The sequence below is a fragment of the Mycetohabitans sp. B8 genome (assembly GCF_021991875.1).
GTDB lineage: Bacteria > Pseudomonadota > Gammaproteobacteria > Burkholderiales > Burkholderiaceae > Mycetohabitans.
This window is the reverse complement of sequence record NZ_JAHLKR010000001.1, coordinates 79,358-106,003: the sequence shown is the minus strand read 5'-3', so window position 1 is coordinate 106,003 and position 26,646 is coordinate 79,358. Positions and strand designations below refer to the sequence as shown.

At 52.5% G+C, this 26,646-nt stretch carries 16 protein-coding genes and 1 pseudogene; 12 read left to right on the top strand and 5 right to left on the bottom strand.

Translation table 11 applies throughout. The annotated features are described in order from the left end of the window. Window positions 1–81 precede the first annotated feature (81 nt). From KQH60_RS00400 to KQH60_RS00370, 7 genes are all read left to right on the top strand, one after another. On the top strand, window positions 82–4,935 hold the full coding sequence (locus tag KQH60_RS00400; protein ID WP_237574553.1) for a WD40 repeat domain-containing protein: 4,854 nt from the start codon (window positions 82–84) through the stop codon (window positions 4,933–4,935). Between the two features lie 75 nt (window positions 4,936–5,010). After that, window positions 5,011–7,902 (top strand): hypothetical protein, encoded by a 2,892-nt coding sequence (locus KQH60_RS00395; protein WP_237574552.1) that lies wholly within the window; start codon window positions 5,011–5,013, stop codon window positions 7,900–7,902. Window positions 7,903–7,954: 52 nt separating this feature from the next. Then, window positions 7,955–9,643 carry a hypothetical protein gene (locus tag KQH60_RS00390; protein ID WP_237574551.1) on the top strand — a complete coding sequence of 563 codons (1,689 nt, stop codon included), beginning with the start codon at window positions 7,955–7,957 and terminating at the stop codon, window positions 9,641–9,643. Continuing rightward, complete coding sequence (locus KQH60_RS00385; protein WP_237574550.1) at window positions 9,640–10,506, top strand: hypothetical protein; 867 nt, start codon at window positions 9,640–9,642, stop codon at window positions 10,504–10,506. Before KQH60_RS00390 ends, KQH60_RS00385 begins: the two co-directional genes overlap by 4 nt. A gap of 177 nt (window positions 10,507–10,683) precedes the next feature. Continuing rightward, the gene (locus tag KQH60_RS00380) at window positions 10,684–12,456 is read left to right on the top strand and encodes a hypothetical protein (protein ID WP_237574549.1); all 1,773 of its coding nucleotides are present in this window, start codon (window positions 10,684–10,686) and stop codon (window positions 12,454–12,456) included. An 89-nt stretch (window positions 12,457–12,545) separates the two neighbouring features. Further along, on the top strand, window positions 12,546–14,303 hold the full coding sequence (locus KQH60_RS00375; protein ID WP_237574548.1) for a class I SAM-dependent methyltransferase: 1,758 nt from the start codon (window positions 12,546–12,548) through the stop codon (window positions 14,301–14,303). A gap of 13 nt (window positions 14,304–14,316) precedes the next feature. After that, window positions 14,317–16,665 carry a contractile injection system tape measure protein gene (locus tag KQH60_RS00370; RefSeq protein ID WP_237574547.1) on the top strand — a complete coding sequence of 783 codons (2,349 nt, stop codon included), beginning with the start codon at window positions 14,317–14,319 and terminating at the stop codon, window positions 16,663–16,665. A 57-nt stretch (window positions 16,666–16,722) separates the two neighbouring features. On the opposite strand, the gene KQH60_RS00365 is transcribed toward KQH60_RS00370, so the two are convergent. The 4 genes from KQH60_RS00365 to KQH60_RS00350 form a co-directional block, all read right to left on the bottom strand. Beyond that, complete coding sequence (locus KQH60_RS00365; protein WP_237574546.1) at window positions 16,723–17,424, bottom strand: hypothetical protein; 702 nt, start codon at window positions 17,422–17,424, stop codon at window positions 16,723–16,725. Window positions 17,425–17,542: 118 nt separating this feature from the next. Continuing rightward, window positions 17,543–18,352, bottom strand: coding sequence for a hypothetical protein (locus tag KQH60_RS00360; protein ID WP_237574545.1), 810 nt, complete (start codon window positions 18,350–18,352; stop codon window positions 17,543–17,545). Window positions 18,353–18,394: 42 nt separating this feature from the next. After that, window positions 18,395–19,792, bottom strand: coding sequence for a hypothetical protein (locus KQH60_RS00355; RefSeq protein ID WP_237574544.1), 1,398 nt, complete (start codon window positions 19,790–19,792; stop codon window positions 18,395–18,397). Between the two features lie 117 nt (window positions 19,793–19,909). After that, window positions 19,910–20,629, bottom strand: a complete 720-nt coding sequence (locus KQH60_RS00350) for a hypothetical protein (RefSeq protein WP_237574543.1) — start codon at window positions 20,627–20,629, stop codon at window positions 19,910–19,912. A 752-nt stretch (window positions 20,630–21,381) separates the two neighbouring features. On the opposite strand from KQH60_RS00350, the gene KQH60_RS14920 reads away from it, so the two are divergent. The 5 genes and pseudogenes from KQH60_RS14920 to KQH60_RS00330 all read left to right on the top strand — a co-directional run. Then, the gene (locus KQH60_RS14920) at window positions 21,382–21,471 is read left to right on the top strand and encodes a hypothetical protein (protein ID WP_368669306.1); all 90 of its coding nucleotides are present in this window, start codon (window positions 21,382–21,384) and stop codon (window positions 21,469–21,471) included. A 47-nt stretch (window positions 21,472–21,518) separates the two neighbouring features. Beyond that, complete coding sequence (locus KQH60_RS00345) at window positions 21,519–23,705, top strand: ATP-binding protein (RefSeq protein ID WP_237574542.1); 2,187 nt, start codon at window positions 21,519–21,521, stop codon at window positions 23,703–23,705. Window positions 23,706–23,814: 109 nt separating this feature from the next. After that, the gene (locus KQH60_RS00340) at window positions 23,815–24,696 is read left to right on the top strand and encodes a DUF4255 domain-containing protein (RefSeq protein WP_237574541.1); all 882 of its coding nucleotides are present in this window, start codon (window positions 23,815–23,817) and stop codon (window positions 24,694–24,696) included. A gap of 333 nt (window positions 24,697–25,029) precedes the next feature. After that, window positions 25,030–26,130 carry a hypothetical protein gene (locus KQH60_RS00335; protein WP_237574540.1) on the top strand — a complete coding sequence of 367 codons (1,101 nt, stop codon included), beginning with the start codon at window positions 25,030–25,032 and terminating at the stop codon, window positions 26,128–26,130. Between the two features lie 39 nt (window positions 26,131–26,169). Further along, a pseudogene (locus KQH60_RS00330) lies at window positions 26,170–26,292 on the top strand (transposase domain-containing protein); the annotation flags it as partial. Window positions 26,293–26,366: 74 nt separating this feature from the next. Here KQH60_RS00330 and KQH60_RS00325 read toward each other — a convergent pair. Continuing rightward, entirely contained in the window at window positions 26,367–26,630 is a 264-nt protein-coding gene (locus KQH60_RS00325; protein WP_237574684.1) for a type II toxin-antitoxin system RelB/DinJ family antitoxin, read from the bottom strand. Window positions 26,631–26,646: the final 16 nt, after the last annotated feature.

Below are 26,646 nucleotides of genomic sequence, written 5' to 3'. Positions count from 1 at the left end.
CAATGAGAGCAGTGCTTAGAGAAGGAAGTCCAAACCGGGTAAATAGAACGTTCTCTTACGATCAGCTTAAAAAAACCTATTATGACAGTGAAGAAGACATTATCGCCTCAAGAGTCGTTCATACTGGATCAACGCGATTTGGCATGGCACTTAAAGGCTTGGCGAGACTATGTAGCTTTGCTGCCATTTGATGACCCGTTTGCCACGCCGGGCAGCTTTAATAAAGACGATGAGTCGTGGAAGAAGTTTTTTTTTCCGTTCGATGAAGCCGGTGATTCAGTCGACCCCGTCGCGGCCCTACTTGAGGCGGTAGCTCAGCCCAATGGCATGCTGCCTCCCCAGCAAGCCTTTCTGATCGCATTTTTAGCCTCGCTCAACGTGCCGCGAGATCTGCTTAACACGATACCGGCTCGGCATCGCGCGCTTTATTATCGGGACGAGCTTGGTGTGCGGGAAAGCCCTGCCGTGCCGGATCAGGTGATGCTGTCATTCACGCCAAGCCAGCCAACCTTAATGTTGCCGGCCGGTGAACGGTTCAGTGCGGGCCAGGATAGCGCAGGCACACCATTGGAATATCGGCTTGATGAGGATGTGTGGGTGAACCAGGCGGTGCTCACGGACGTGTGCTGGTATCAGTCGGAAAACCATAGCGATAACCCTCAAATCCAGCATCCTGCCACGAAGCGGGTGGTGCTTGATACGCTTGGTCAGTCTGCCACGGTGTGGCCAAACGAAGGGGTGCGGCTATTTAGTTACGATCCTCAAAGGGACCAGACCGTAGTGTCCGGGCGCGTGGTGGCTTCGCCGGTGCTGGCTGTTGCGCAAGGGGAGCGCGAGATCGAGGTGACGTTTGATGGTGCCGGCAGCCTGATGGAAGAAGACCAGAATCTTAGTGCATGGATAAGCGGGGAGGAAGGTTGGGTCCCCCTAAAGAGGCTTCACATCATCGGTATGCCGCCTGATGGCTGGAAGGCGGCGTTTGTATTACAGGCCGATCAGGGCGCCATAGCGGTGCCCGCGGGGTTGGATGATTTTAATGATCCCGTGCCGTTGCTCAAGATAACGTGTTTATTGGCTGATATTCCACGTGTTAAGCAAATTACCGTCACGGTGTGCAACCCCACCCAGGTGATGATGGCGACCGATGACAGTGTGGCAGAAGCAGGTAAAAAGAGCACGCCATTCGGTGAATTTCCCGCATTGGGCAGTAGCTTGTATTTGATGTCGCCTGACTGGTGCAACAAGCCGGATTGTACGCTGACCATCACACTGAATCCGACGTGGACGGGATTGCCCACGCAGAATTTCCACGATTGGTACCAATGGGACAGCGTGGGCGGCCAGGGTGGAGAGTCTGGCTACGCCATTTATGGCGGTGGCGTACCCGCAAATAATCAGGCGTTCACGGTCAAAATGACGGTGGCAAATGGTCAATCAGATGGTGGAACGGTTCCTTTATACGACGACCAATTGTCGGGAGACGCTCCGCCGCCGATAGGCGCTTTACTGGCCTTTAATGAGATTGAGACACTTACCGCCCCCATCATTGAAAGTACCGATCCGCACGACTGGACACAGTATCTTCGTTTCGAATTAACGGGCCAGGACTTTGGGCATGTTGCTTATCAGAATTCACTTGTCGCGCCGCAATATAAGAAGACGCCTACGATTATCGAGCTCCATCCTCCGTATACGCCGTGGTGGACATCGTTATCCGTGTCGTACGAGTTATCGACAACAAAGCAGCTCACCCGGCATCCACTCTCGTTGGGTTGCGCCATTGCTTCGTCGGTGCTGGCCGTTGCGGGCGGGCAGCGTGTGATCGAAGTGACGTTTGATGCCTCTATCGGGGCAAAAGAAGACCTGAGTGCATGGGTGAGCGGAGAGAACCAAAGTTGGATCTCCCTGCAGAACCTCGAGAAGAGCGATGATGATGAAAAGGCTTCATTTGTATTACTGGCCAGTCAAGGCGCAGTAGCGGCGCCCGCAGGGTTGGATGGCTTCGATGATCTTGTGCCGTTGCTCAAGATGACGCGTTCATCGGTTGAGGTTCCAGGTGTTACGCAGATCAACGTAACCGTGCGCAATTCTCCCCACGTGATCATGGCGACCGATAGCGGTGTGGCGGAAATAGATAAAGAAAACAGGCCATTCGGTGATTCCCCAGTATTGGACAGAAGCTTTTATTTGATGTCGCCTGACTGGTGCAACAAGCCGGATTGTGAGCTGACCATCACGCTGGATCCAAGTTGGGCGGGATTGCCCACGCAGAGTTTCCAGAGTTGGTATGAATGGGACAGCGTTGATGGCCAGGATGAGAAGTTTGGCTATGCCATTTATGGCGGCTGCGTACCTGAAAATAACCAGGTTTTCATGGTCGAAATGACCGTGGAAGGCGGCCAATCGGCGATGGCGGGCAATCTATTAGATGACGGGAAGCTCCCGCTATTCAAAGACAAATCGCCGGGAAACGCTTCGCCACCGATCGGTGCTTCGTTAGCCTTTAACGCGATTGATGCGCTGACCGCCGATATCATCGAGGATACCGATCCGCGCCATTGGGACCAGTACCTTCGTTTCAAACTGACGGGCCAGGACTTTGAGCACGACGTCTATCAAAGTTCTCTGAACACACCGCTCTACAAGAAGACGCCCACGATTATCCGGCTTCATCCCCCGTACACGCCGCAGTGGTCATCGTTATCCGTATCGTACAAACTATCGACGGCTGCACTCGACACCCAATACCGGCTTACGCCATTTGGCCATTGTGCGGACGATGCGCCAATGGCCCGCGAGTTGGGCCAGCCAGCGCGTCAATTAATGCTGGGCTTCGCGGGGATACAGCCGGGACAAGATTTGACGCTGTACTGGAAAGTGCGAGCAGCCAACCCCGATGTGCTGTTCTCTTGGGACTATCTTTCCCAGGACAAGGATAAGAAGAGCTGCTGGCAAGCGCTGGACATGCAGGTGCATGATAAAACAGAAAAATTGTCAATGTCCGGCTTATGGCGGACAACGTTGCCGCACGATGCGAATCACCAAGACCCGGCCATGCCCGCAGGGCGCTATTGGGTACGCGCACAGTTCAAGCCGCCTGCCCAGCACGAGCACGATGAGGAGCAGGATGATTTTGCGGTCAGTGACGATGCGGTGCGGCCTTCCGATTTTCCGTGGCTGTTGGGCCTGAATGTCAATTGCATGACGGCTACGCTTGTCAATGTTGAGCATATTGCCGCAGATCATCTGACCACGCCCCTGCCTGCTGATACCGTCACGCGCAGTGTCGAGCCCATCGAGGGTCTGCAAACTATCACACAACCCTGGCCTTCCGAGGGCGGCCAACCCGTGGAAGATACAGGAAGATTTTATCAACGAATTGCCCAGTGCCTGCATCACCGCGGCCGTGCATTGACATGGGGCGATATCCGGCAATTGCTCACGGAGCGTTATACGGAAATTCATGACGTACGAGAGGCCGCCCCCCGCGTGCAAGACAAAGATGATCCGAACGCTCATCCTTTAATTCAGCGTCTGGTCGTCATTCCAAAGCCTGATCAATCCGATAGCGGTGACCGGTTGCGTCCTGCATTCAATGCGTCACGGCTGAAGCAGATGAAACAATTCATTCTCGACAAAGCGACGCTATGGCTTAACCTTGAAATCGGCAACCCAGCTTATCGTGATGTCCCGCTCGCTTATACGATCGACTTTACTGCGAGCACGAATTCTGACCAGGGCTATCGGCTGGTGGCGCAGGCGCTCAGCGCTCAGTATATGCCGTGGGCCAATGGCTCCAGCCCAGGTGAAGTTTATACGGGTGCAACGCTCGACTACTATGCGATGCTTGCTTTCATCGAACGCTTGCCGATCGTGATGCGCGTGAAGAGCCTATTGCTCGATGGACAAGCGCGAACCGTTTCGGCAAACGGTCTAGAGGCGTTGGTGCTCACGTTTGGCGAACGCACGTCAACACTTTTTGGACAACCTCAGCAGGTGAAGCTTCCGGCAGGCTATACCCTTGTTGGCAATCGCGTACGCATTAGCCATGACGGCCAGTATCTAGCGGTCGATGCGACTAAGGAGTCCGACAAGTGGGCCATTGCCATTTATGGACCAGACAACCAATGGCGCCAGATTGACCTAGATGCCGGGCAGGCGGCCATATTTGAGTTGACTGGGCCGCATGCCTGTCCTGGTATTGCCTATCTTCGCGGTACCGCCGTGCAGTTTGATCTGCTCAATAACCAGCCGTTTGGCATCGGCCCAAGCTTCGAGGTGGGCACAAACGAAGGTGCTGTGACGGATCTCAGCGTTGAGGACAACGGGCAGTTCATCGCTGTGGCTCAGAAAGAAGGGTACCTTCGTTTCTGGACACTCAATAACAATACGTATCAGGAAGGGCAGAGGAGCCCGATAACGCTGCCGGATTGGAAAGATCGCCAGATTGACCTCAATGGCGGCGGAACGCTTCCCTTAGTCGCAAGCTGCAAGGACGGTACGGGCGTTTATGTGTACCCGGACGTGATCCATCATCCTGATAAGCTTGTCCAATTGGGAAGTACATCAAGTGCCGTATCTACTCTTAGCCGGAACGCGCAGGTGGTCACATGCGCGTATCAAACGGATATTACTATTGATCAGATACAAAACGGCCTCTGGCAACGTGCCGGTAAGGGCATCTCATTGACCCAGCCGGTGACCAGCGTGAGTCTGAGCGATACCGGCTATGTTCTGGCCGCCGGCGCTGCTGATGGCAAGCAGGTTGAAATTTGGATCGGTGTGAATGGTCCCGATCCCACTTTGTTACAAACGCTTGAGGCGGAAACAGAGTTCGGCACAAGTGTGGGCTTAAGTGGCAATGGCTTAATACTTGCGATGGGCGGCGAACAAGACTCAATCCTGTTGTATCACCGGGCAGCAGAGTCAATATGAGCCCGCTGTTAGTTCGACGGCACGCACCGTCTACGCGCCAGGGAACGGACACTTTTATCGACTGGGGCTTATCTCATGGATGACGCTGAGCAGCAGTACGACGCGATTCACTTTGATAGCCTGTGGGCTACGGCACTGGATACGGTGCGTACGCTCGCCGGCCAACAATGGACCGAGTTTGGCGAGCACGATCCAGGTGTAACGTTTTTGCAGGCGCTCACCTATAACGTGGCCGATCTAGCTTATCGGCACACGCATCCGTTAAAAGATTTGCTGACGCTCAGTCCCGAGGATGTGCAACGGCGTGAAGAAAAAAATCGGAAGCGAATTTTTCCATTGACGTTTGGTCCAGATTGGGCGCTAACCTGCTCACCGGTCACGGAAGACGACTATCGGCGCGCGATTCTGGATCTGCGCTCGGATGAGTCAACGCAGGCTGCGACACTATCGCAGGACTTTTACTTTATGGATGCGCAGCTGATACGAGAGCCCTTCGATCTCGAACAGATGTATAGCTATCGGTACGATAAAGACAATCACCGTTTCCGATTCGATTTCGATTTGCCTTTTGATCAACCGCACCTTGAGCCCAATCAATTCTGTTTGTTAGGCGGATACCACTTGTATGTGGCGAAGCAGCGCGGCATCGATGAAGAGAAAGCCAAGAAGGCCTTGCAAACGTGTCTGCAAAACAATCGTAATCTGTGTGAGCAGGTGCGTAGGGTTATCTGGCTCAAGCCCCAAAACGTGGACGTGCAAATCGATATTGAACTCGACGATGAGTGGCAGGATCCGGTCAAGACAATGGCTGCTCTTTATCAGCAGGTGGATGCTTGCATCAGTTCACCGACGAGGCGCGCGGGGGCGCGGCAGCTCATCGAGCAAGGCATTCCGGCGGAGGCTGTCTATGATGGTCCGCGATTACAGAACGGCTGGATCACCTCAATACCCGGTCCCGTTGACTACATGCAGTCCCGTGCCGTCGATATTAGTGGACTTGCTCAGTCATTACTGGCGCTTGCCGGGGTCGATAGGATGATGAAGCTGCAAATCGGAGATATACCATCCTGGACAATGGTGATCGGCCCGGAATGCTATCCGGTCGCCTGGGGGGACGATCCGATTGCTTCGTTAACCGGTAATTCACCTAAAGTCCGCTTATTTAAGCGAGGCAAACTACAAACTATTAACCCAGACGCTCTCCAACAAGCGATCCAAGATGCGCAACCCGCCATCGTCACGGACACACCTACGGGTGTGCCGATTGGCCGTTGGCGTGGCGATACCTACGCACCGGCGAGCAACCGCATCCCGCCGTGCTACGGCTTACAAGATGATATTAATTATCACGAGGATGAAGAGGATGAGGAAAAAAAACGTCTGCAACGCCAATACCAATTCTTTTTGCCGTTCGAGCAGTGGATTGCGAACGGCATAGCGCAAGCGTCCAATGTTGCCAAATTATTGGCATTCGACCGGTACACTTTGAAGCAAGCTTCGCCAGGGAACATATGGGGATTTCAGTGGCCCTATTTGCCGGATTCTCGCTTGAATGACTTGTTCGATCACTGGAAAAAAGACCTAACCGATTGTATGGTCGAGCGTTCGGACGATTGGGTCAAAGAACTAGCGATTATCGACTATCTGCTGGGGTATTTCGGGGTTCCGCAAGGCCGAGGCGTGTTGCGTGATAAGGCGCGACTTCGTGAATTTCTTCATGTTCAGCAAGGCTACCTCGAACATTTTTGTACGCTGACCTACAACCGTGCCAATGTCCAAATCGGTCAGATTTCCGATCTTCAGAAGCGGATTGCCGCTCGACTGGGCATCGGCGCAGAACTCTTTGCCCTGCCTTGCGGCGGCAAGCTGAATAATCTACCGTTTTACCTGTTCGAATATTGGCTATTGTTACCACCGCAACCCAGAAAATCCATTCAGTTGGGAGCTGCGTCTAAGGCAGTCATTGAATTTTTAGACGAACAGGAAACGGAGAAAAAAGCACTAGCTCTGAGCTTTGTAAAGGGAGCAGATGTTCCCGAAATCGGACAAATTTTCAAAATGACTGTGACAGGCGGTTCCCCACCGCCCGATGTTAGTGCTTATCCTTGGGCGGTTGTTTCGAATGTAAAGGATGAAGGAGGGTCTATTACGCTATCGTTCGATCTGCAACACAATAACCAGTTGTATGTTGATGCCGAATACATTGTGGACGGTGTATCCAATAAAGCATGGCAACTGTCTTGCGAGACATTGAGCGAATGGATGTGGGGCGTAGACTATCCACTCGTCTATGCTGCTGATCAATCTGGCTTACTCGATAATCAGCGAAAGCGTTGCCAAATTGCCTCCAGCGCGACAGCGATCCAGATCGGAGATACGATCGATATTCCATCTAATCCAAACATTCCGGGTGATCCGATCAACGTGGTGGTTGAACAGGTGAACATATCGCAGGGCACCTTTGTAGCGAAATGCGGCAATGGCGCCCAGTGGCCAGGAACCAACGGAGATGGCAAAACACTTCGGCGCTGCTACGTCGAGCGTTCGTTACCCTTGACAGACCAGTTTTCGTTTAGCATCGGCGTCGTGTTGAATCGCGATAACGATTGGTTTTCTCCGTCTTCTAAACCCAGCGATGTTATCGAGTGGGTCGAGCAGGTTGTACGAGATGAAATTCCATGTCATATCCAATCGACTGTCCACTGGTTGAACCGTAGCGCATTCCGTTCCTTTGGACATGCGTACAATGGTTGGCAAAATAGTGGTTGTCCGTTCGGCAATGACGCGTATCAACTGCTCGAGCTCCTGTCACTGAGCCGCTTGCCGGATCAACCGGCTGGCATTGGCACGGTCTCTCTGTATAAAACAGATGGAGATGTAAAGCTCAAGCCTGATGGGACTTATCAAGACGAAGAGGCTGTCAAGAAAAACGAAGTGATGTATATCTTAACAGATAAACAGTACTAATCACCATGCGATATTTGAGCGCGACGTTGCTGATATTACCGTCGAGGAGCTTATGACGCTGCAAAAAGCCATGCGCCGAATATTGGACGCCCGTTTGGAAGTTAAGATTGCCGATTTGAAAAAGCGTTTCGGGACCGGCAGAAAACCGAGTGAAGGTGATTATGTCCTCTTGTTTAACGTGCTCGAGGCATTATGTGATGCGCTGGACATGGCGCAGGATCTAACGAAAGTTGTGCCGGGTGATGGGCTGCGGTTGGAACAAGACCGTCTCGCGCTGAATCTAGAGGCAAAGGGCGGGTTGAAAATCAACGCATTGGCGCCGTATCTTTTTGCCGATTTCGACGGCAGCACATGTTTAGCGGCCGATGACAACGGTATCTATGTTAAATGCCGCCCCGTGCTTCATGATGGCAAAGGCCCCCTGTCTGTGCAGGCGGGATTTGGCGTGAGAGTCGAAACGGTCAGTGGTATCGAAAAAGTGGTGCCGCAAGGCGTGAATCAACCCGTGGGCGGTATTCGGGCTACGGAGGACGGCTTAAGGGTGGAGGCAGCCGGTAGCGGGCTTACTATCGAAGAGGGGCTGGCGTTGAGGTGCGGCAAAGGCATGAGCGCTGAGCAGGGGCTGCAGATCGTGCTGGCTAAGGATACAGCGTTAGCGCTCGATGCCGATGGTCTGCGTGTGTGTACAGGCAAAGGCAATGCGCTGCAGATTGACGAGAATGGTCAATTGACACTTAATCCAAAAGTCTCGGTGAGCACGTTTGAAAAGATGTCATTTGCCGAGCGTCAAGAGATATGGAAGCTTTTGGAAGCGACCGCTTACCCCCCTGCGATCGGTAAACTGCGTATTTTGAGTCAGTCTGAAGATGTGCACTTGAGTGGCATCCTCAATGATCAGGAAAAAATTGAACTGGCCAGAGTTTATTTTGTGCCAGCTGCTTCAAAGCAACCGGATCATGCGGTCACGGGTGATTTGGCATCGGTCATTGTGCAACTCAAGAAGGCATTTCAGACAGAAAAGTTACCGTGTCCCGAGCATTACGTGTCATGGTTCAATGTGCTCGAAGCGTTGTTTGACGCGCTGGGTATGACGCAGGATCTAACGAAAGTCGTACCGGGTGATGGACTGCGATTGGAACAAGACCGTCTTGCGCTGAATCTAGATAAGAAAAGCGGGTTGAGTGTCGATCAAAAATCATGCCTCACGGTCCATCTTGACGACAGCACATGTTTAGTGGCTGATGACAAAGGGATCGATGTAAAGTGCCACCCCGTGCTCCATGATGGCCAAGGCTGCCTGGCTGTGCAAACGGGGCGCGGCGTGACGGTCGAAAAGGTGGACGGTGTCGAAAAAGTGGTGCCAAGCAATTGGCAAAGCAACAATCAACCCGTGGGCGGTCTTCAAGCCACGGCGCAGGGTTTAAAGGTCGCGGTGGCCAGCAGCGGGCTGACGACCCGCGAGGGGCTGGCAGTGGCCTGCGGTGGCGGTGTGAGTGTCCAGGGCGGGCTGCACGTCGCGCTGGCTCAAGACACAGCGTTGGCGCTCGATGCAAACGGACTCCGTGTGCATACCGCCGAAGGCAACGCGCTGCGACTGAACGGCAGCGGTCAATTGACGCTCGACCCGAGCAATTTGGTCTCAGTTGAAACGTTCGAAAAGATGCCGCTTGCCCAGCGTCAAGAGATATGGCGGATTTTAGTGAAAGCAGGTCAAGAAAAAGAGGAGGATGAGTTGACATGAGTTTAGACGATGAAAACGGCAGGCCGCAGAATACGCTCGTTCGGAATAGCCCGCTGAGAGACCGGATTGCAGAGCTAAAAGGATATTTTCAAGCGGGGCAGGTCCCGACTGAAGCTGACTTTTCCGAACTATTGGATCTATTGCAAGAAGCCTGCCAAGCAGTTGGGGCAGTGGATCTTAATCCGGGAGCTGGTTTGCAGCTATCTCCGTCGTCGACAAAATTGGACGGTCCGTTGAAGCTGAGCGTTAAGTGTGACGGCCGGACAACTGAGCTAGGCGCGGAGCAAGAAGGGTCAAAGGCACTGAAACTGAAAACGAACTCGGACGGCGCGTTGCAGGTTTCTGATGATGGAAAGCTTCAGCTTGTTTTCAGTTCGGAGTTGGAAGGGGAGGGTTTGCTTCAAATCCAAACGGGGCCGGGACTGGAAATTATGAGGAGCAAGGGCAAAGAAACCCTTGCGATGAAGTTGCAAGAGGATAAAGGTTTGAGGTTTGACAGCACAAAAGGCGACAGCGTGCAAATCCATTGTGGGCCTGCCATCAAGATCGATAAGGGTCCACTTGAGGTTGTGCTGGGTGAAGGATTGCAGTGGAATGATCAAGATAAAACTCTCGAACTTAATCTGGCAACAGATGGTGGTTTGGTTTTTAAAGAAAATACTGTCGATTTGCTGCTTAATTCTCAAAAAGATAACGTGATAGAAAAGGCCGAAGAGAATGGCCAAAATGCTTTGCGCGTAAAGGAAGGCACGTTGCTTTGTGATGTTGTCACATTTAGAAAGCTCGATGAAAAACCAGAGGGTTGCCAGACCTTGAAGGATATTTATCAGCTTCTATGCAAAGCTGCACAGGAAGATTCGTGATACAGCAGAATGAACGAGAGCGCTGCATGTGGTGGAAAAAACGGTAGAGTATTAATTTTAATCTTTGATAGAAAATGGGGCGATTCGACGAAAGTTGATGAAAGCGTTAAATTTAGATAGCGGAGTATATTCTTCGTATCAACGTGGAATCAGCGGGACTCGATCGAATAGTGAGTAATGGAACCAGATAAAGATCCCGGTACGAAAAAAAATGTCGATGAAGAGGGCTCCTCTACAGAGGGCCCCTGGTCGCTATCAAAGCTGAAATCGTGCTTTGAAGCCAAACATGTTCCACGGCAGGAGCACTTCGAAGCCATTTTGGATGGATTGTCGAAATGTTTTAAGGCTGTTGGTATTGATTCAGAGGGAAAGCCAGAGTTGCCTGCGAATGGGTTGTATTTGAATAAATTATCCAACGATAACTATCAATTATCTGTGTACCTGGATGAAAAACGGTCCATGACCAGCAAGACAGGTAGTGTGGCTGTCAAGGTGGACAAGGGTCGAGGAATCGGTTCTGATAGTAATGGTTTAAAATGTATTTTTAGTAACGAATTGAAAGGAGAGGAAAATGAAAATGGTGTGACAACGCTTGCGCTGCAGGCGGGCTATGGAATTGAGGTCACAAAGGGTGGTGAAGATGGTAAGGGTAAAAAGGTCAAACTAAAAATCAAGAACAAAGATGCATTAGTCTTAGATAAACAAGAAGGTCTGGGGTTGAAGTGCAAGGGGAACAGTGGATTCAAGATCGACTCTACCTTGCAACTCGATATACTTAAGGGAAAGGGGCTAGTCATCCCAGATGAGGGGAGTAATCAAAACGAATTGAGTGTCCAGCTTGATAAGATAAGGGGCGTAGAATTTAATGACGGGTTAAGCTTGAAACTTGATGCGGAGAGTCATTTTGAAAGCCTTTCAGAAGGGCTTTGTTTAAAGCAGAGTGATATATTTTCGAAGGGCGTTTTTGAGGGTCTCGGGAAGGAGTCGTTGAGAAAAATATACAATCTACTTCGTTCTGTTTTTGATGAAGATGGTGTGCCGTTTGGACCTGAAGCTAAGGATTTTTTATGGGCGGATGCCGCTTGCAATCATTACGATAATTATCGCTCAAATGGCGGATGGTTTTCTGTCTTGACTCGTGATGAAAATGGCAAAAAAAAATCATTAATGTTTTTGGATAAAGAGGAGAGAAAGGATATTGGTGGGGAGGTTGGAAATTCAATTGTTATTATTGATAATAAATTGGTTGGCATCGGCGTATGCGAAGAAGAATCTGAAATTCACTATATAGACATAAGTACTACACGCTATAGGGATGAAAAATTTCAACTTGAACAGAAATCTGGTCAGGAAACTTGTTTTTGTGGGTCGTTGTGCTTTAATTCGGATGGGGGGCGGATAATTTTATTGGATGGCGAAAATAAAAATGTCAATGTATATTATTTTAGTGACGAAGGCGGTGGTGACGATGACGATGAAGAAGGCGGTGGTGACGTAAAGAAAAAATACGAAAAAAGTAACGATTTTTTCACTGATGATGATTCTCCTCCCCATGTTACTCCAACCTGTGTAACGTTGAGTGGAAACGGAAGATTTGCAGCGGTGGGGGACGAAGAAAAAATATATTTTTTCAAAGAAGAGGATGGAAAAAAATGGACTAAAGAGCACGAATGTGAGTTGCCCCATTCTGCGCTAGCCATCGGTGAGAATGGAGATTACTTCGCCGCGATAGAGAACGATGTCATTGGAGTTTATCGAATTAAACGGAAGAATTCTGCGACTTTGTCTATTGATAAAGTGCAAACGCTTGATTATTCCGCACGGTCCATCTCGATGAAAGTAATCGAAAACTCGGAAGGACAAAAAGAACAGTATCTTGTTGCAATCAGAGCAGCCAATGGCGAGGCCTCACCTTTGGGGATGGTTTTTAAAGGCTCAGTCATCGTGTGACATCACAGTTTGATGATTGCGCCACGCGTCTGAAAGGGGGCCTGTATGCGCTGGCTGAATGGCAGGCTGTCCCGCTTTTTGGAGAGCTTATGTTAGAAACTCAATTACAAGCTGATGAAGCCGTTCAAGACACCGCGGCAACAGCGCTTGCGCCCTTTGTCTCGGCGTATGACCGCTTGCCGTACACTTCGTATCCGTTCGAGCAGACACACCCAGGAGCACTGGCTGCGCTGGCAGGACTGTTCGGACTTACCGCGCCGCCAGTGCATACCGCGCGGATTCTGGAGCTGGGTTGCGCGGCTGGCGGAAACCTGATTCCGCTCGCCGCTGAATTTCCTGAGTCAGTGTGCGTGGGTATCGATCTGTCGCCGGTCCAAATTGAGGATGGGCAACAACGCATTGCCTACTCGGGTTTGCGCAATGTGCGCCTCGAGTGTCGCGACTTGCTCGAGCTTCCTGGCACATTGGGTCTATTCGATTACATTATTTGTCACGGTGTCTACAGCTGGGTGCCGCCTGCGGTACGTGCGGCGATTATGCAAATCTGCCAACAGCATCTGGCCCCCGACGGAATCGCGCACGTTAGTTATAACGTGCTGCCGGGTTGGCGGCAGCGGCAGGCGATTCGGGATGCGTTATTGTGGCATATTTCAGCGGATGCGGAGCCCGCTCAGCAGCTCGAGCAGTTGCGTGCAATGCTGAGCTTTTTACGAACGCATGCATCGTCCGATTCAATGTATGGCTCGGCAGTATGTGCCATTATCGACGATTTGATGCAGCGTTCAGATCCGTATTTGATGCATGAATATCTGGCCGCAACCAACGCACCGTGCCTATTCAGCGAATTCGTGCAGGCGGCTAAAGGGCTGGTGTTTCTGTGCGAGGCGCGCTTAACCACCATGCTGCCGGAGTTGAGCGCCCCCGAGCGGGCAGCCGCAATCCGCGCGTGGACGGGCGACCGGTTATTGGCGAACGAGCAGGTGAATGATCTCGTCTCGGGCCGCCCGTTTCGCGAAAGTTTGCTCGTGCATGATCATCGGACGATTGATCGCACATTGCGGGCTATGCATTTAGATAAGCTGCACGTCGTTTTGTGTGGGCCTTACCGGTTCGAGTTGGAGAATGACGCTTGGATGTTGCATGCTCCTCAAGGTCAATACCGGACGTCCGATCCCATTGTGCAGGCGGCTTTGAATACGCTTATCTCACGGTATCCGGCTTCGAGTACGTTGGATGAATTGAGCGCGGCTGCGGTGGGATCTGGCATTTCAGAGCCCGTTCGAGCGGCAATACGTGACGCGCTGTTTTACCTCGTGGTGGGCGGGCTTGCGATCGCGCGCACGGAACCGGTGTGCGCACAACCCGCGAGTACACTGGAATGCGCGGTGCTGGAGGATAAACTGGACACAACATTTTTCTGTGCCAGTGCGCTGGCGCGCAGCGATGCCGCAGCCGGCGCGCGGGCCACGGCAAATCTGCTTCACCGGCCTGTGCAGCTTACAGCCATTGATATCCTTCTGTTACCCCGCTTAACGGGGGGCATGTCGATCGCTGCGCTACTCACAGCACTGGCGGGTGCAGTGACAGAAGGGCTGCTCAAGTTTGCTGAGCACGGTGATGTGTCGCTGCGTGAGCTGCTCATCGCACGTTTGCGGCATTATGCGCGGGCGGCATTGCTGGTCGCACAGGCAAAGGACGAACCAGACGGCAACCAGCAGGATGCCGAGCACGGCCAGGTGCAAGCGATGACCTTATCAGGGGAGGTGTCAAGATCAGGGGAGGTGTCAAGCACAGCCGGGCAATCGATTAATGAAGCGATTGTCTCCTTCAGTTCGCCAGAAAATTGACTGGAGAGCAGCCGTGTCCAAAATTGACCGACTGCGCTTATCGTTCAAGGCTGAGCAGTTCGATGGTCACGCGTTGCTGCGTGAATGCAGCCAGTTGTTTCACCAGCGTGTGCTGGCTGATCTCGATCAACTCATCCATCGTTTAGCGAAGCGAGCCTCTCGTCCCAGACTCATCAAACGGCTGGTGGTTGATCTGGGTGTGTTGGATGCGTCCGGCTGGAAAGAGCAATGGAGAACGCGCTTGCTGCAGCAAGTGGAGCAGGCGCTTATCGAGGAATTGGCACGTGCTGAGCAAGACATGGCCAATGAGGATTCGATGACACCGCATGATGAGTCCGAGGCTTGGATGCACTGGCTGCACACGGGCGTTGGGACAGCGTCAGCTGCACCGTCTCTTTCCACGATGAACGTGCAGGCACATCTGGCGATGCCCGCAGCACCTGTGACGCAGTTCACCGAGAGCGCTATGCGCACTGTGCGAACCCGGCTGCAACAATGGCTGCAAGCGAACCCGGTATTGCACTCAGCAGTGCGTCACCGGTTGGCGCAGCTGTGTGCGATACCGGCGCTACAGGATATTTGGGCGGCCTATGAGGCCCAGCACTTCAAACTGGCTAAAGCGGGTAGCCTAGCCCGTGCGGCGCAAGACATTCCATCCGCCACACGTCTGCCGGACGCTATTGCAGAGTCCAATCGGCCAGCTTCGGAGGCAGTGCCCGCACAGCAAGGTACCATCTGGCCAGACGCATCTGCACGCGCACCGGATATGCCTTATCGGATAAACCCCGCGATCGTGCCAAACGAACTAGCTGGCTTTAGCGCTGGTTTTGGGCTGCTCTGGCCGCTGTTGCCGGGCATGTTTCGCGCGCTGGAACGCAATAAACCGGCGGCGGATACTGATGATGCATTGCTGTGGACTGCGTTGGAGTCTTTTCAGTCACATCCGGTAATGCCGACAACCTCCGCAATGCAGATCACCGAGAAAGCCATACATACCGCGCGAGCCCGTCTGCAACAATGGCTGCAAGCGAACCCGGTATTGCACTCAGCAGTGCATCACCGGTTGGCGCAGCTGTGTGCGATACCAGCGCTAAAAGATATCTGGACTGCCTACGAGGCTCAGCACCCCGAACCGGCTAAAGCGGATAGCCTAGCCCGTGCGGCGCAAGACATTCCATCCGCCACACGTCTGCCGGACGCTATTGCAGAGTCCAGTCGGTTGGCTTCGGAAGCCGTGCCCGCACAGCAAAATACCATCTGGCCAGACGCATCTGCACGCGCACCGGATATGCCTTATCGGATGAACCCCGCGATCGTGCCGAACGAACTAGCTGGCTTTAGCGCTGGTTTTGGGCTGCTCTGGCCGCTGTTGCCGGGCATGTTTCGCGCGCTGGAACGCAATAAACCGGCGGCGGATACTGATGATGCATTGCTGTGGACTGCGTTGGAGTCTTTTCAGTCACATCCGGTAATGCCGACAACCTCCGCAATGCAGATCACCGAGAAAGCCATACATACCGCGCGAGCCCGTCTGCAACAATGGCTGCAAGCGAACCCGGTATTGCACTCAGCAGTGCGTCACCGGTTGGCGCAGCTGTGTGCGATACCGGCGCTAAAAGATATCTGGACTGCCTACGAGGCTCAGCACCCCGAACCGGCTAAAGCGGATAGCCTAGCCCGTGCGGCGCAAGACATTTCATCCGCCACACGTTTACTGGATGCTATCGCAGGATCCAATCGGCCAGCTCCAGAGGCGGTGTCCGCACAACGTACCGTTCGGCCAAATGCACCCGTGCTACCAGATACTCCTGATCGTATAAACAGAAGCCGTGACCGGAACGCCGCGTTCGTACCGGCCGAGTTTGCCGTCTTAAGCGCGGGTCTCGTACTGCTGTGGCCGATGTTGCCAGGCTTGTTCCGCACGCTTGCGCTACTCGATGATGCCAATCACTTTATCGATGCCAGCGCACCGTTGATTGCTGCGGGTTGGCTTGATGAACTGGCTTGGGGCGATGACACGGTTGCCGAGTGGCGTACACCGATTAATAAACTACTGTGCGGTGTGGCACTGGACGCTATGTTACCCGATTGGCAGCCTGACCCAACGGTGAGGGCGCAACTGAACGGCTGGCTCGCGGCGTTGCCATCTCGCCTGCCGGGGTTGCATCGCTGTGCTGTGACTGATGTGCGGCAATTGTTCCTGCAACGTCCCGGCATGCTGACGCGTCAGCCCAATAAGCGCTGGACGCTGCAGGTTGAACCGCATGCGGCTGACGTGCTGTTACACACGATTCCGTGGCCACTCGAGCAGGTGTGGTTGCCATGGTGTAACGATTTGTTATGCGTGGAGTGGCGCAGATGAAGAGTAAGTGCTTACCACACTCGTCTTGCGGAAGATGAGCATGGTAAGCACCATGGACTACCCGCCCCCTTCCCACTTAAAGGTGGTACTGGCGGCGAGCGTGGTTTGCAAGGGATTTTGCTCGTCATACCCGCTTTTAAAGTAGCCGAGCGTATATTCGATGCCATTCTCGATGTTTTGACCTTCAGGGAGGGTGAACACACCGTTCCCCTTGTTGGTGTGGATTGGCACCGGCGAAAAGCATCGAGGTCTTTTGTAATAAAGCTCAGATACCGTAGAGCCCTCCCACAGTCCGACCCAATCGTTGTCGTCCTTTGGATTCATCCCTCTTGGCACGCAGAGCCAGTACGACAACGATGCCGGGCCGATCTGAGTTACCGAAAACGATAGGCTATCCGTAGGGGAGGATACCGTGAATCGACCGTCGCCCACACCTTCGATGAGCAGCGTGGCGACAATAGCCCTAACGTTGTCGTTTACCGCGTAGGCCATTAAGTACGGCTCTTTACTCAATGAAAGCCCCGTGAAGTTGGTCGAGGCGTTAGGTTCGTTGCGACTGATGGATTGCAATCTGAAAGGCGTGATTTTGACGAGAACGTCCTCTCCCTTCGTTTGCCAGAGATAGACAGTATTTTTGTTTGTCTTGGGCTGGTTCCCCGGCAGTGTGTCATAGCGAAAGGGGATGATTCTCGGCTTGATGTCCTCCGCTTCGACAGTGAACTGAGTGATCGAAGTTGCTTGGGAGGAGGGCTCGTCCATCATTTTTCCCCTCTTAGTTTGAGAAAAAGGACCGCATACTTTTGACTGACTTGACGCAGCTGATTTAGGCACGGGCGCTCGCCGGGGCCCCTTCATCCGCCCAGGTGCCGCTCGGCGTTTATGGGCCAGTAAAGATGGTAACGGCGGCGAGCGTGGTTTGCAAGGGGTCTTCCTTACTCCCTCCTTCTTGATTGTTATTATAATTTTCTTCTTTACCTCCCACTGCTTGTTCGTTGTTCTTATCTTCTTTTTTACCGATCTCTTCTTTATCGACTTTCTTATCTTTCCTATGCCCGCTCTTGAAGTAACCAAGGATGTATTCGATACCGCTCATGAGGTTTTGGTCTTCAGGCAGCGTCAGTCCACCGTATCCGCTGTTGATGTCGCTTAACACCGGCGAGGAGAATAGGGGTTTTTTATAGTAGAGTTCCGATACCGTAGAACCTTCCCACAGTCCGACCCAGTCGCCATCGTCCTTCGGACTCATTCCTCTCGGCACGCAAAATTGGTAACACAATGATGTCGAGCCGACCTGGACCACTGAGAACGCCAGCTTATCTTCTGGTAGGGATACATCAAATCGGCCATCACCCACACCCTTGATGAGTAGCGTGGTCACAACGGCGTTCACGTTATTCGCTACCGCGTAGGCCATCAAATACGAGTCTTTAGCCAGCGAAAGCTCGTCGAAGTTGACGAGATTATCCGCCCGATTAGAGTCGATGAGCATCGATTTTCGCTGCGGGTCTTCATGGAAGGGGACCTCTTCTCCATTCGTTTGCCAAAGGTAAACGATATTCTTATTTGCCTTCGGCTGGTTCCCAGGCAGCGTGTCATAACGAAAGGGTATGATTGTTGACTTGATGTCTTCCGGCTCGACAGTGATTGAAGTGAGCTGAGAGTGGAACCTACCTGGGCTTATTATCATATTGCCTCCTAGTTTGCGGTCTACCCGGATGCTGCTTAGTGCTTAGGGGCCCCTGAAGTGGACAATGGCGGCGAGCGTGGTCCGCACGGGTTCGTTTGGTTTGTTCTGATTGTATCCGCTCTTGAAGTAGCCGAGCATGTAGCTGGTGTTGCTCGCGAATTGCTGGCCCCCAGGAAGGGTCAAACTATCGTTCCCGTGGCTGTCGTCGATTGATATCGGCTTTAAGCCAAGGGGTTCTTCCGCATCGTTGTATAGTTTCGAGACCGTAGTACCCTTCCACACTCCGATCCAATCCCCATTGGTTTTCGCGCTCATCCCCGCCGGTGTACGGAAGCTGTATGACACCGTTGTCGTATTGACATTGGTTATCTTTAACGAGAGTGCCTCGTCGCTGGGCGGCGGGATAATCTTGTAGCGCTTGCTGTCTTCCTGGTACTCTAGGCGCTGGGTGGTTACAACAGCATTCACTGCTGGGCCCACCGCGTAGGCAATCAAGTAATTCACCCGATCCAACTTAACGCTAAGGTTCTGGGAATCTTCGGCTGTATCAGAGGTGATTAAATACTCCTCGCCCGTCGTTGAGGGGACTGTCCAACCTTCTGTTTTCCAGAGGTAGACGGTATTTTTGTATGTGTTCGGCTGGTTCCCGTCCAGCGTTTTATAGTGAAAATCAATTTCGGTCGCGTCGCTGTTAATAATTTTAACACTGAACTGGGTGAGACTAGGCTTCGGGGGGCCCTTGAAGGAGGTGACGGCAGCGAGCGTGGTCCGCAAGGGTTTTTGCGTATCGTACCCACTCTTGAAGTAGCCGAGCATATAGTTGACGCCGATTTCGAATTGCCGGGCATCGGGAAGGGTCAGGCTACCGTTTCCATTGCTGTCGTCGTCTTCTAACGGCAAGAAGTGAATAGGGTCTTGCTCGTAGAGATCCGACAGCTGGGGATCCCTCCACACTCCGATCCAATCCCCATCGTCCTTCGCGCTCGTTCCACTCGGCATGCGGAAGCTGTACGACACTGTTGTCGGATTAACATCGGTTATCTTAAACGAGAGTGCCTCCTCCTCGGGCGGTGTGATGACCTTGTACTTACCATCGCCCAAGGGCTCTAGGCGCTGCGTGGTCACAACGGCATCCTTTCCTTCGCCCACCGCGTAGGCGATTAAATAATTCGCACGAGTCAACTCAACGCTAAAGTCCTGGGAGGAGCTGGATTCGTCGGCGATAATTAAAGGCTCTCTTATTAGATTCGGGCTCGATGGAGGAAGCTCCCAACCGTCTACCTGCCACAGGTGGACAGTATTTCTGTATGTGTTTGGCTGGTTTCCCTCTAAAGTATTATAGTAAATGGGAATGCTTGTTGCGGTGAGGTGTTGCTCATCGACATTGAACTGGGTAAGAACAGAGGGATCGGCGAGAAATTTAGCTGGCAACACCATCATTTTTCTCCTATTTGACTTTTTGATTTAAAGGATGTTTGACTTGCTCGGCGCAGCTGAACTGAGGGGTAGGAGAGAGGGCGCCCGGGCACCTTCGTCTGCCCGGGCGCTGCTTAGTGCTTAGGGACCCTTGAATTTGACAATGGCAGCGAGCGTAGTCCGAACGGGTCCGCCTGGTTGGCTGGTGTTCCACCCGGACTTGAAGTAGCCAAGCATGTAGCTGGCGCCACTTACGAATTGCTGGCCGCCAGAAAGGGTCAACCTATCGTTCCCGTAGCTGTCGTCGATTGATATCCCCTTCGAACTAATGGGCTGTTTCGACGAGTCGTAGAGGTATGCCCCCGTAGTACCCTTCCACACCCCGACCCAATCCCCGTCGGCTTCCGCACTCGTCCCACTCGGTATGCGGAAGCTGTACGACACCGTTGTCGTATTGACATTGGTCATGTTAAACGAGAGTGCTTCCTCCGGAGGCGCCGAAATTACATCGTATTGACCGCCGCCTTGGGACTTCAAGCGCTGCGTGGTCACGACAGCTCCCTTCCCTTCGCCTACCGCGTAGCCTATCAAGTAGTCCTGGTTAGTCAATCCGAGATCTGCAAAGGTCTGGACGCCACTGGCTAGTGGGGAGTTGATTTTATGGCTTTTGTATACCGATCCGGGAATTTCCCAATTAGCTGTTTGCCACAGGTAAACAGTATTTTGGTTTTTATCCGGTTGGTTACCATCCAGCGTATTATAGAAAAAATTAAGGCTGTTGGCGTTGATGTTATCCTTATCGACCTCGAACTTAGTGAGAATGGCTGGGTCAGCGAGAAGTCTAGCTAAAAACATCATCATTTTTCCCCTATTTTGCGTTTTGGGCAAGGTGGTTGGCTACTTCTTATTAGGACCACGACGCTTTCTCAACTTACCGTTTCTTTCCATCCATTGAGAATGGCGCCGCTAAAAGGCCCCATACATCTGACTTGCCCGATGCAGCTGAACTCGTCATCGATGGGGTGATTGTCCCGCCAGCTTAAGTTCTCTGACCAACCGACAGCGAACTCAACATCACTTTAGTCTATGTTTGAAAATAGTCAATGACTAAATTGACCCGGATGTTGTGGAGGCTCGAGAATGGGGCCATGAACAAGAAGCCGAGCAAGTTTTCCCCGGAAGTCCTAGCCCGCGCAGTGCGCCTGGTGCGTGAGCAGTGGCTACCGGCGCCATGCCGTACAGCTTCGTGATCCGTCAAAACGCTATGCCTGTGCGAAGCGCGATGAGATTCTGCAACTGGAAACAAGCTGCCCACTGACACATTCATTGTTGCAATGTTGACGCATTCAATGCAATCCACGTCTTTTGCGGTGGAATTTTATCTTTTTTATTCACAATTGCATTTCGTTTCCTTCACAATACAATGTGACAAAGCTATTTAGTTAACCTAAATATAAGGCCAAATAGTGTTGTGAGATTTGCAAGAAACGTGCATATTGACGCGTGAGGACTGCACATCCTGAAAGGTGTAGACGGGTCCGAGGACAGCGGTGAGCGAGGGAGATTGATTCCGCTAAGCGCTGCGCGAGCTGTTCCTATAGCGCCCGGGCACGCTGCAGCAAGAAGACGGCAGGCTGCAGTTTAGCGTCGAGCGCGCGGCGATCGACATACTACTCAATGAAGTGCCGTGGCCGCTCACGTAAGTATCGCTGCCGTGGCTGCCGGCCCCAATCAGCGTGATGTGGCTTCAATGAAAACTTTTTCGACTGACTTGTTAGACGCCCTGGCATCGGGCGCTGGGCAACCCGATACGGTTGATCGGGCCAATGCGCCGCCTGCGAATGCACGCGTGGCACATGCGTTCGAGGCGCTGGGGCCATGGCTCGAATACGTCGACCAGGCGCTGCAGCATCTGCTGGTGTGGCAGCACCAACGCGAAGACGACCGCTTTAACATAGCGGAGTTACTGCGCACGCAGGAGGCGCTTGAAGCCACACGCACGCAACCGCGCGGCATGCCGCATTGGAGCACAGCGAGCGGCGACGCTCCTCCGTGGACAACGCTGTGCGCACCCGTGCCGCGCGGCCGGCTCGCCAACGTTATCGACCGATTCGGGCTGACGCATTTTGAAACCCAGGTGCTGGTGCTGTGCTTATTGCCGCTCATCGAGCCACGCTACCGCGCACTGATTGCTTATTTGCAAGGTGATGAAGGTGCGATTTGGCCTGGCGTGGAGCTGGCGTTGACGCTATTTAGCGCCACGCCGGTGGAGCGTATCGCACACCGCCACCAGCTTTACTCGAGCGCAGGCAGCCTGTTGCTTAATGAGCTTGTGCATACGACCGAGCGCAATGGTCGCGCATGCGCGCGCGACGATGCAGCCTACCTGCGCGTGAACGAGACCGTGTTTCGCTATCTCAGTGGGGCGGACGCGATGTCGCTGCCCATGGCACTGACGGAACTCGCGCAATGGCGCCCAACCTCACACGCCGGCGAGGCGCTGCGTCACGGCGCGTGGGCCGCGTGCGCGGAGCAGATTGCGACGTTCTGTTTCGGGACCGGAGCAGGCGCGATGCCTACCCCCTTACTACTACTGCAAGGGGGCGATGGAAGCCAGGCGCTTATCGCACAGCTAGCCAGCGAGGCAGGCCGCCCAGCCTTGATCGTCAATCTGCGGGCGTTGCCAGACGATGCAACGGATGCCTGGCCGCTGCTATTGGCGGTGCTGCGTGAGGCGCGCTTGCACGGCGGCATACTGGTATTACACCACGTCGCCGAAGGCGTATCTCGGCACGGGCCGCTACTCGAGGCACTGGAGCCACGACTGGCGCGGCATGGTCAACCCATCGTGTGTTTATTGCCTACGCAGGAAACAGCAGAGGCGTTTGCAAGCCTGCCGAAGTTGCGCCTGTCGATGCCGCCGCGCATGCACGAGGATAACGTGCGGTTGCTGCAAGCTGGCCTGGGGGCTAGCAGTGATGGGTGGAATTTGGCGGGCTTGTTTAAGCGCACACGGGTGAATCCGGACACCCTGACTTCAACGCTGCAGGAGGCGCAAGGCTATCGGGCACTGCGTGGGGCGCAAGCGCCGCTTGCAGAAGCCGACCTGTGCCAAGCGCTGCGTGTGCGGGGCCAGCAACACTTTGGACAACTCGCACAGCGCATGCAGCCGCAGCGCACCCTCGACGACCTGATCGTGAACGAGAACCTACGTGAGCAGCTGCACGAGATTCTCGCGGCCATCCGGCAGCGCGACGTGGTGCTGACGCGCGGGTTCGCCCGCAAAGTAGGCTATGGCACTGGCATCAGCGCACTGTTCTATGGCGAATCGGGTACGGGCAAATCGATGGCCGCAGAGGTGCTCGCTGGGGAGTTAGGGCTGGATCTGATCCGAGTGGACCTGTCGACGGTGGTCAACAAGTATGTCGGCGAGACAGAGAAGAATCTGTCGCAGATCTTCGATCTAGCGGTGGCGGACACGGGCGTATTGTTGTTCGATGAGGCGGATGCGCTGTTCGGTAAGCGCAGTGAGGTGAAGGACGCGCAAGACCGGCACGCGAACATTGAAGTGTCGTACTTGTTGCAACGGTTGGAACAGTACCCTGGGCTGGTGGTGCTGACCACGAACAACCGTGCGCACTTGGATGATGCGTTCACACGCCGCTTAACGTTTATTACGCGTTTCGAGGCACCCAATGCCGTATTGCGTGAACGCATGTGGCGGGCGATCTGGCCGGAGCAGGTGGCGGTGGATCAGGAAGTGGATTTTGCGCGTATCTCGGCAGCCACGGAGTTAACGGGAGCGGGAATCCGGAACGTGGCGTTGCTGGCGAGCTGGCTTGCTGCCGAGGAGGATCGAGCAGTAAGTTGGGTCGATATCGCTCGCGCGGTGCGCCGCGAGCTGAGCAAGACGGGGAGGATTATGCCGCAGCTTTAAGTAAAGGTCTTTGCCAATGCAAGACGGGAATGATCAAGAACGTCAATTTTAAATGACGGGTGCGGTCATGGCAGACTAAATCATGGATAGGGGCGAGGAGTCAGAAAGTATGCAGCCGATCATCACTCTGAATAAAGCGATTGCACTTTCATTGGAAAAATACTTGTTGCGGATAAGCGATGAGTCAATCGATATTCGTTTTGATATTCCGGACAAAACATTGCTACCGGATATGCCAACCGTTTGTGTGTTCCTCTATGACATTCAAGAAGACCTTGAGCTACGCCACGGGCAATCACGCCAGTATTGCGCAAAGACAGGGACATTTGATGCTAGACAAGTCAACGTGCGTTGTTGTTACCTTGTGACGTATTGGGAGCAACCGAAGAAAGAGGGGATGAAGCCAGACGGTCAACCGATGGTAGTAATGAATGCGGTGCTCGATGCATTACTCAGTGCTGAACTGGATACGCTTCTTCGAGAGGCAGGCCTGCCATCATTTGCGCGGGTGATCGCACCATTGGAGCATTTGTCGAGTTTGGGGAATTTTTGGCAATCATTGGGCGATCGGCCACGCCTGTGCCTGAATTTTCAAGTGACGATACCAATTAAAATAGTTCCGGATCAGCCTGTAAAAGCGCCACCCGTGTTCAGTACGGAACTTGAATCGTCAAAGTGGGAACAGTATGATAAATCGTTGCCTTTCAAGCGTGCGCTGGTTAAACAAGTTCTGCAGAAGTCGGACGTCAATACAATGCCTGAGGTACGAGCACAACTCGCACGTTTGGCCATAACATGTGAGTACAAAGAGCCCAATCAGCCTGCGGTTTACGTAAGCGGTCTACTTGATCAAGCGACAAATAATGCAGCAGAAGAAGTGATTAAAGAGTATAACAATCGTTGGAATGAGATAGATGAGGAACTACCTAATTCTCTATTGGTGATCACTGATTTGACTGTAGTGAACGCTCCCGCGCACGATGCCGATTGATGAATGAAAGCTGACTTGCGTGCCCGCAGTGTCATGAATTTTGAGTATGGGAAAGATGCCGATGGTGGATTGGAGATTGGCTTAGCTGTGACAGCAGTATAGATGCCGTAGTGATATGCCAATTCAAGCTGGTATTCCCGCGTAGACGATTTTGAATTTGATGTGTTGAATACGCAAACCTAGCATTGATTTGTTGCCTATAAAGTAATGTGGTGCCGTTAAGCCTGATGCGCTGGTGCAAGCGGGCCAACGTCATCAAAAGTCCGAGTCTGCAACGGGTGATCATTGACACATTAAAGTTATGAATAAACACAGCTATTCATGAGGTGCACAATGCCAAAGACAAGTTCGTATGATATTCAATCCAAAAAACAAAGAAGAAATCAAGCTGCTCTTGCTACGTCAGACCAGGACGCGATGGACTTACAAGTTATGCCGCTCAGCCGGCGTAACTTGGACCCGGAAAATCCGGATCGACTACCCGAGAATCTGCCACCTTTAGATCACGCAGACCTACCGCCTCAAACACGGTTAACCCAGCTCAACATGCTGGGTTCACACGATGCAGGCACCTATTTGTTTAGTAAAGAAAAAGCGCAAGGCGGCTTTGCGTTGGGAAAAACATGGCCGGGCCCTTTTAAGTGTCAATCCCTAGATTTGGTGGGACAAGCTGAAGCGGGTATCCACTATTTTGATTTGCGAGTAGAACGTGATAAAAGCAATATTTACCGATTTTTCCATGGCCCTAGCTCGACAGGCGGGGATGCATTGGAAGAAGTCAAAAAGCTACTTAGGTATGCGGCCGGAGATGAAAGAAATTTATATATAATGAAGTTGCATTTCAAAAAGAGAGATGCGAGGCACTTCATTCGTCAGCTATCAGATTTCGAGCAACGTATTATTCAAAATAACGCATCAGGTTCAGAAAAGCCTCTTGGGAGTTTGACCGTTGATAATACGATTGGCCAAAATAGAAATATTTTGCTGCTGGTCAAAAATGCGGAGGGTAGTATTATGGATGGGTCTTTAAAGAAATATTTCTGGGACTATGATAAAAATACCAATACAAAATGGGCCAATCAGGCCAGTGGCTCAGGAACAGGATCTCATATTCTAAATTTTCATGGTGATCGTAGTGGTGACAGGGAAAATAAATTCAACATTATACAAACAAATATGCCAATGAGGGCTAATCCTATTTCAAAGGATTTTAATTATTTCCTTGGTATAATGAAATTATTTAGCGTTAAAAATCTGGCTGCGGATCAAAAAGAGCTAGTTACCAATTTTGTTCGCCACCTTGTTTTGCGAGGTGTTAGTCCGGGCATTATTTCGATAGATTATTCGGGAAATAATGATAGATCTGATACGGGTTTATATAGCCAATTGGTTAATGATGAAAATCGTAAATTAGCTAACGCCAACAATGCATAACAAAAATTTAACTGGTGAAATATTTGTTGGTTTAGGCTACTGTATTCGCTGATCGAAACTTGCAAGGCAAATCGCGTCGAATCGTATGGCTATCTCGTCGCGCTGTTCAGGCCCCTACCACTGGCAAACATTGCCGACGATTACCAGGCTCTGCTGCCGTGACGGCTCTTCGCCTCAACACACTGACGCATGGCAGACCACCCAGAGCAAACCATGTCGTCTACTGAAAGCTTACCTTAATCCTGCGCATGCAGGTCCCCCATTAGCGCCTCAACGCTATTGAAGCGCTTGAGGTTACCTGCATGTGCCTCACGCATAGCCGCGATAGTAGTTTCATTCGGCACCAGCGGCTCAAATGGAAGAGTCTTTTCGTGGGCGACGCGGGTCAGCATGATGCGAAAAGCGTCGGGTACCGTAAGGCCCGTCGCCGCCAGTATGAGCGATGCCTCTTCTTTGATACGCTTGTCGATGCGGGCGGGAACAACCGCGTTTGCAGACATCCCATCAAAGCATCCA

What these genes read in the sequence shown, in the direction of transcription:
- KQH60_RS00400 (WP_237574553.1), top strand. Translation starts at nt 82, where the DNA reads ATGACAGTGAAGAAGACATTATCGCCTCAAGAGTCGTTCATACTGGAT.
- KQH60_RS00395 (WP_237574552.1), top strand. Translation starts at nt 5,011, where the DNA reads ATGGATGACGCTGAGCAGCAGTACGACGCGATTCACTTTGATAGCCTG.
- KQH60_RS00390 (WP_237574551.1), top strand. Translation starts at nt 7,955, where the DNA reads ATGACGCTGCAAAAAGCCATGCGCCGAATATTGGACGCCCGTTTGGAA.
- KQH60_RS00385 (WP_237574550.1), top strand. Translation starts at nt 9,640, where the DNA reads ATGAGTTTAGACGATGAAAACGGCAGGCCGCAGAATACGCTCGTTCGG.
- KQH60_RS00380 (WP_237574549.1), top strand. Translation starts at nt 10,684, where the DNA reads ATGGAACCAGATAAAGATCCCGGTACGAAAAAAAATGTCGATGAAGAG.
- KQH60_RS00375 (WP_237574548.1), top strand. Translation starts at nt 12,546, where the DNA reads ATGTTAGAAACTCAATTACAAGCTGATGAAGCCGTTCAAGACACCGCG.
- KQH60_RS00365 (WP_237574546.1), bottom strand. Translation starts at nt 17,424, where the DNA reads ATGGACGAGCCCTCCTCCCAAGCAACTTCGATCACTCAGTTCACTGTC.
- KQH60_RS00360 (WP_237574545.1), bottom strand. Translation starts at nt 18,352, where the DNA reads ATGATAATAAGCCCAGGTAGGTTCCACTCTCAGCTCACTTCAATCACT.
- KQH60_RS00355 (WP_237574544.1), bottom strand. Translation starts at nt 19,792, where the DNA reads ATGATGGTGTTGCCAGCTAAATTTCTCGCCGATCCCTCTGTTCTTACC.
- KQH60_RS00350 (WP_237574543.1), bottom strand. Translation starts at nt 20,629, where the DNA reads ATGATGATGTTTTTAGCTAGACTTCTCGCTGACCCAGCCATTCTCACT.
- KQH60_RS00345 (WP_237574542.1), top strand. Translation starts at nt 21,519, where the DNA reads ATGAAAACTTTTTCGACTGACTTGTTAGACGCCCTGGCATCGGGCGCT.
- KQH60_RS00340 (WP_237574541.1), top strand. Translation starts at nt 23,815, where the DNA reads ATGCAGCCGATCATCACTCTGAATAAAGCGATTGCACTTTCATTGGAA.
- KQH60_RS00335 (WP_237574540.1), top strand. Translation starts at nt 25,030, where the DNA reads ATGCCAAAGACAAGTTCGTATGATATTCAATCCAAAAAACAAAGAAGA.
- KQH60_RS00325 (WP_237574684.1), bottom strand. Translation starts at nt 26,630, where the DNA reads ATGTCTGCAAACGCGGTTGTTCCCGCCCGCATCGACAAGCGTATCAAA.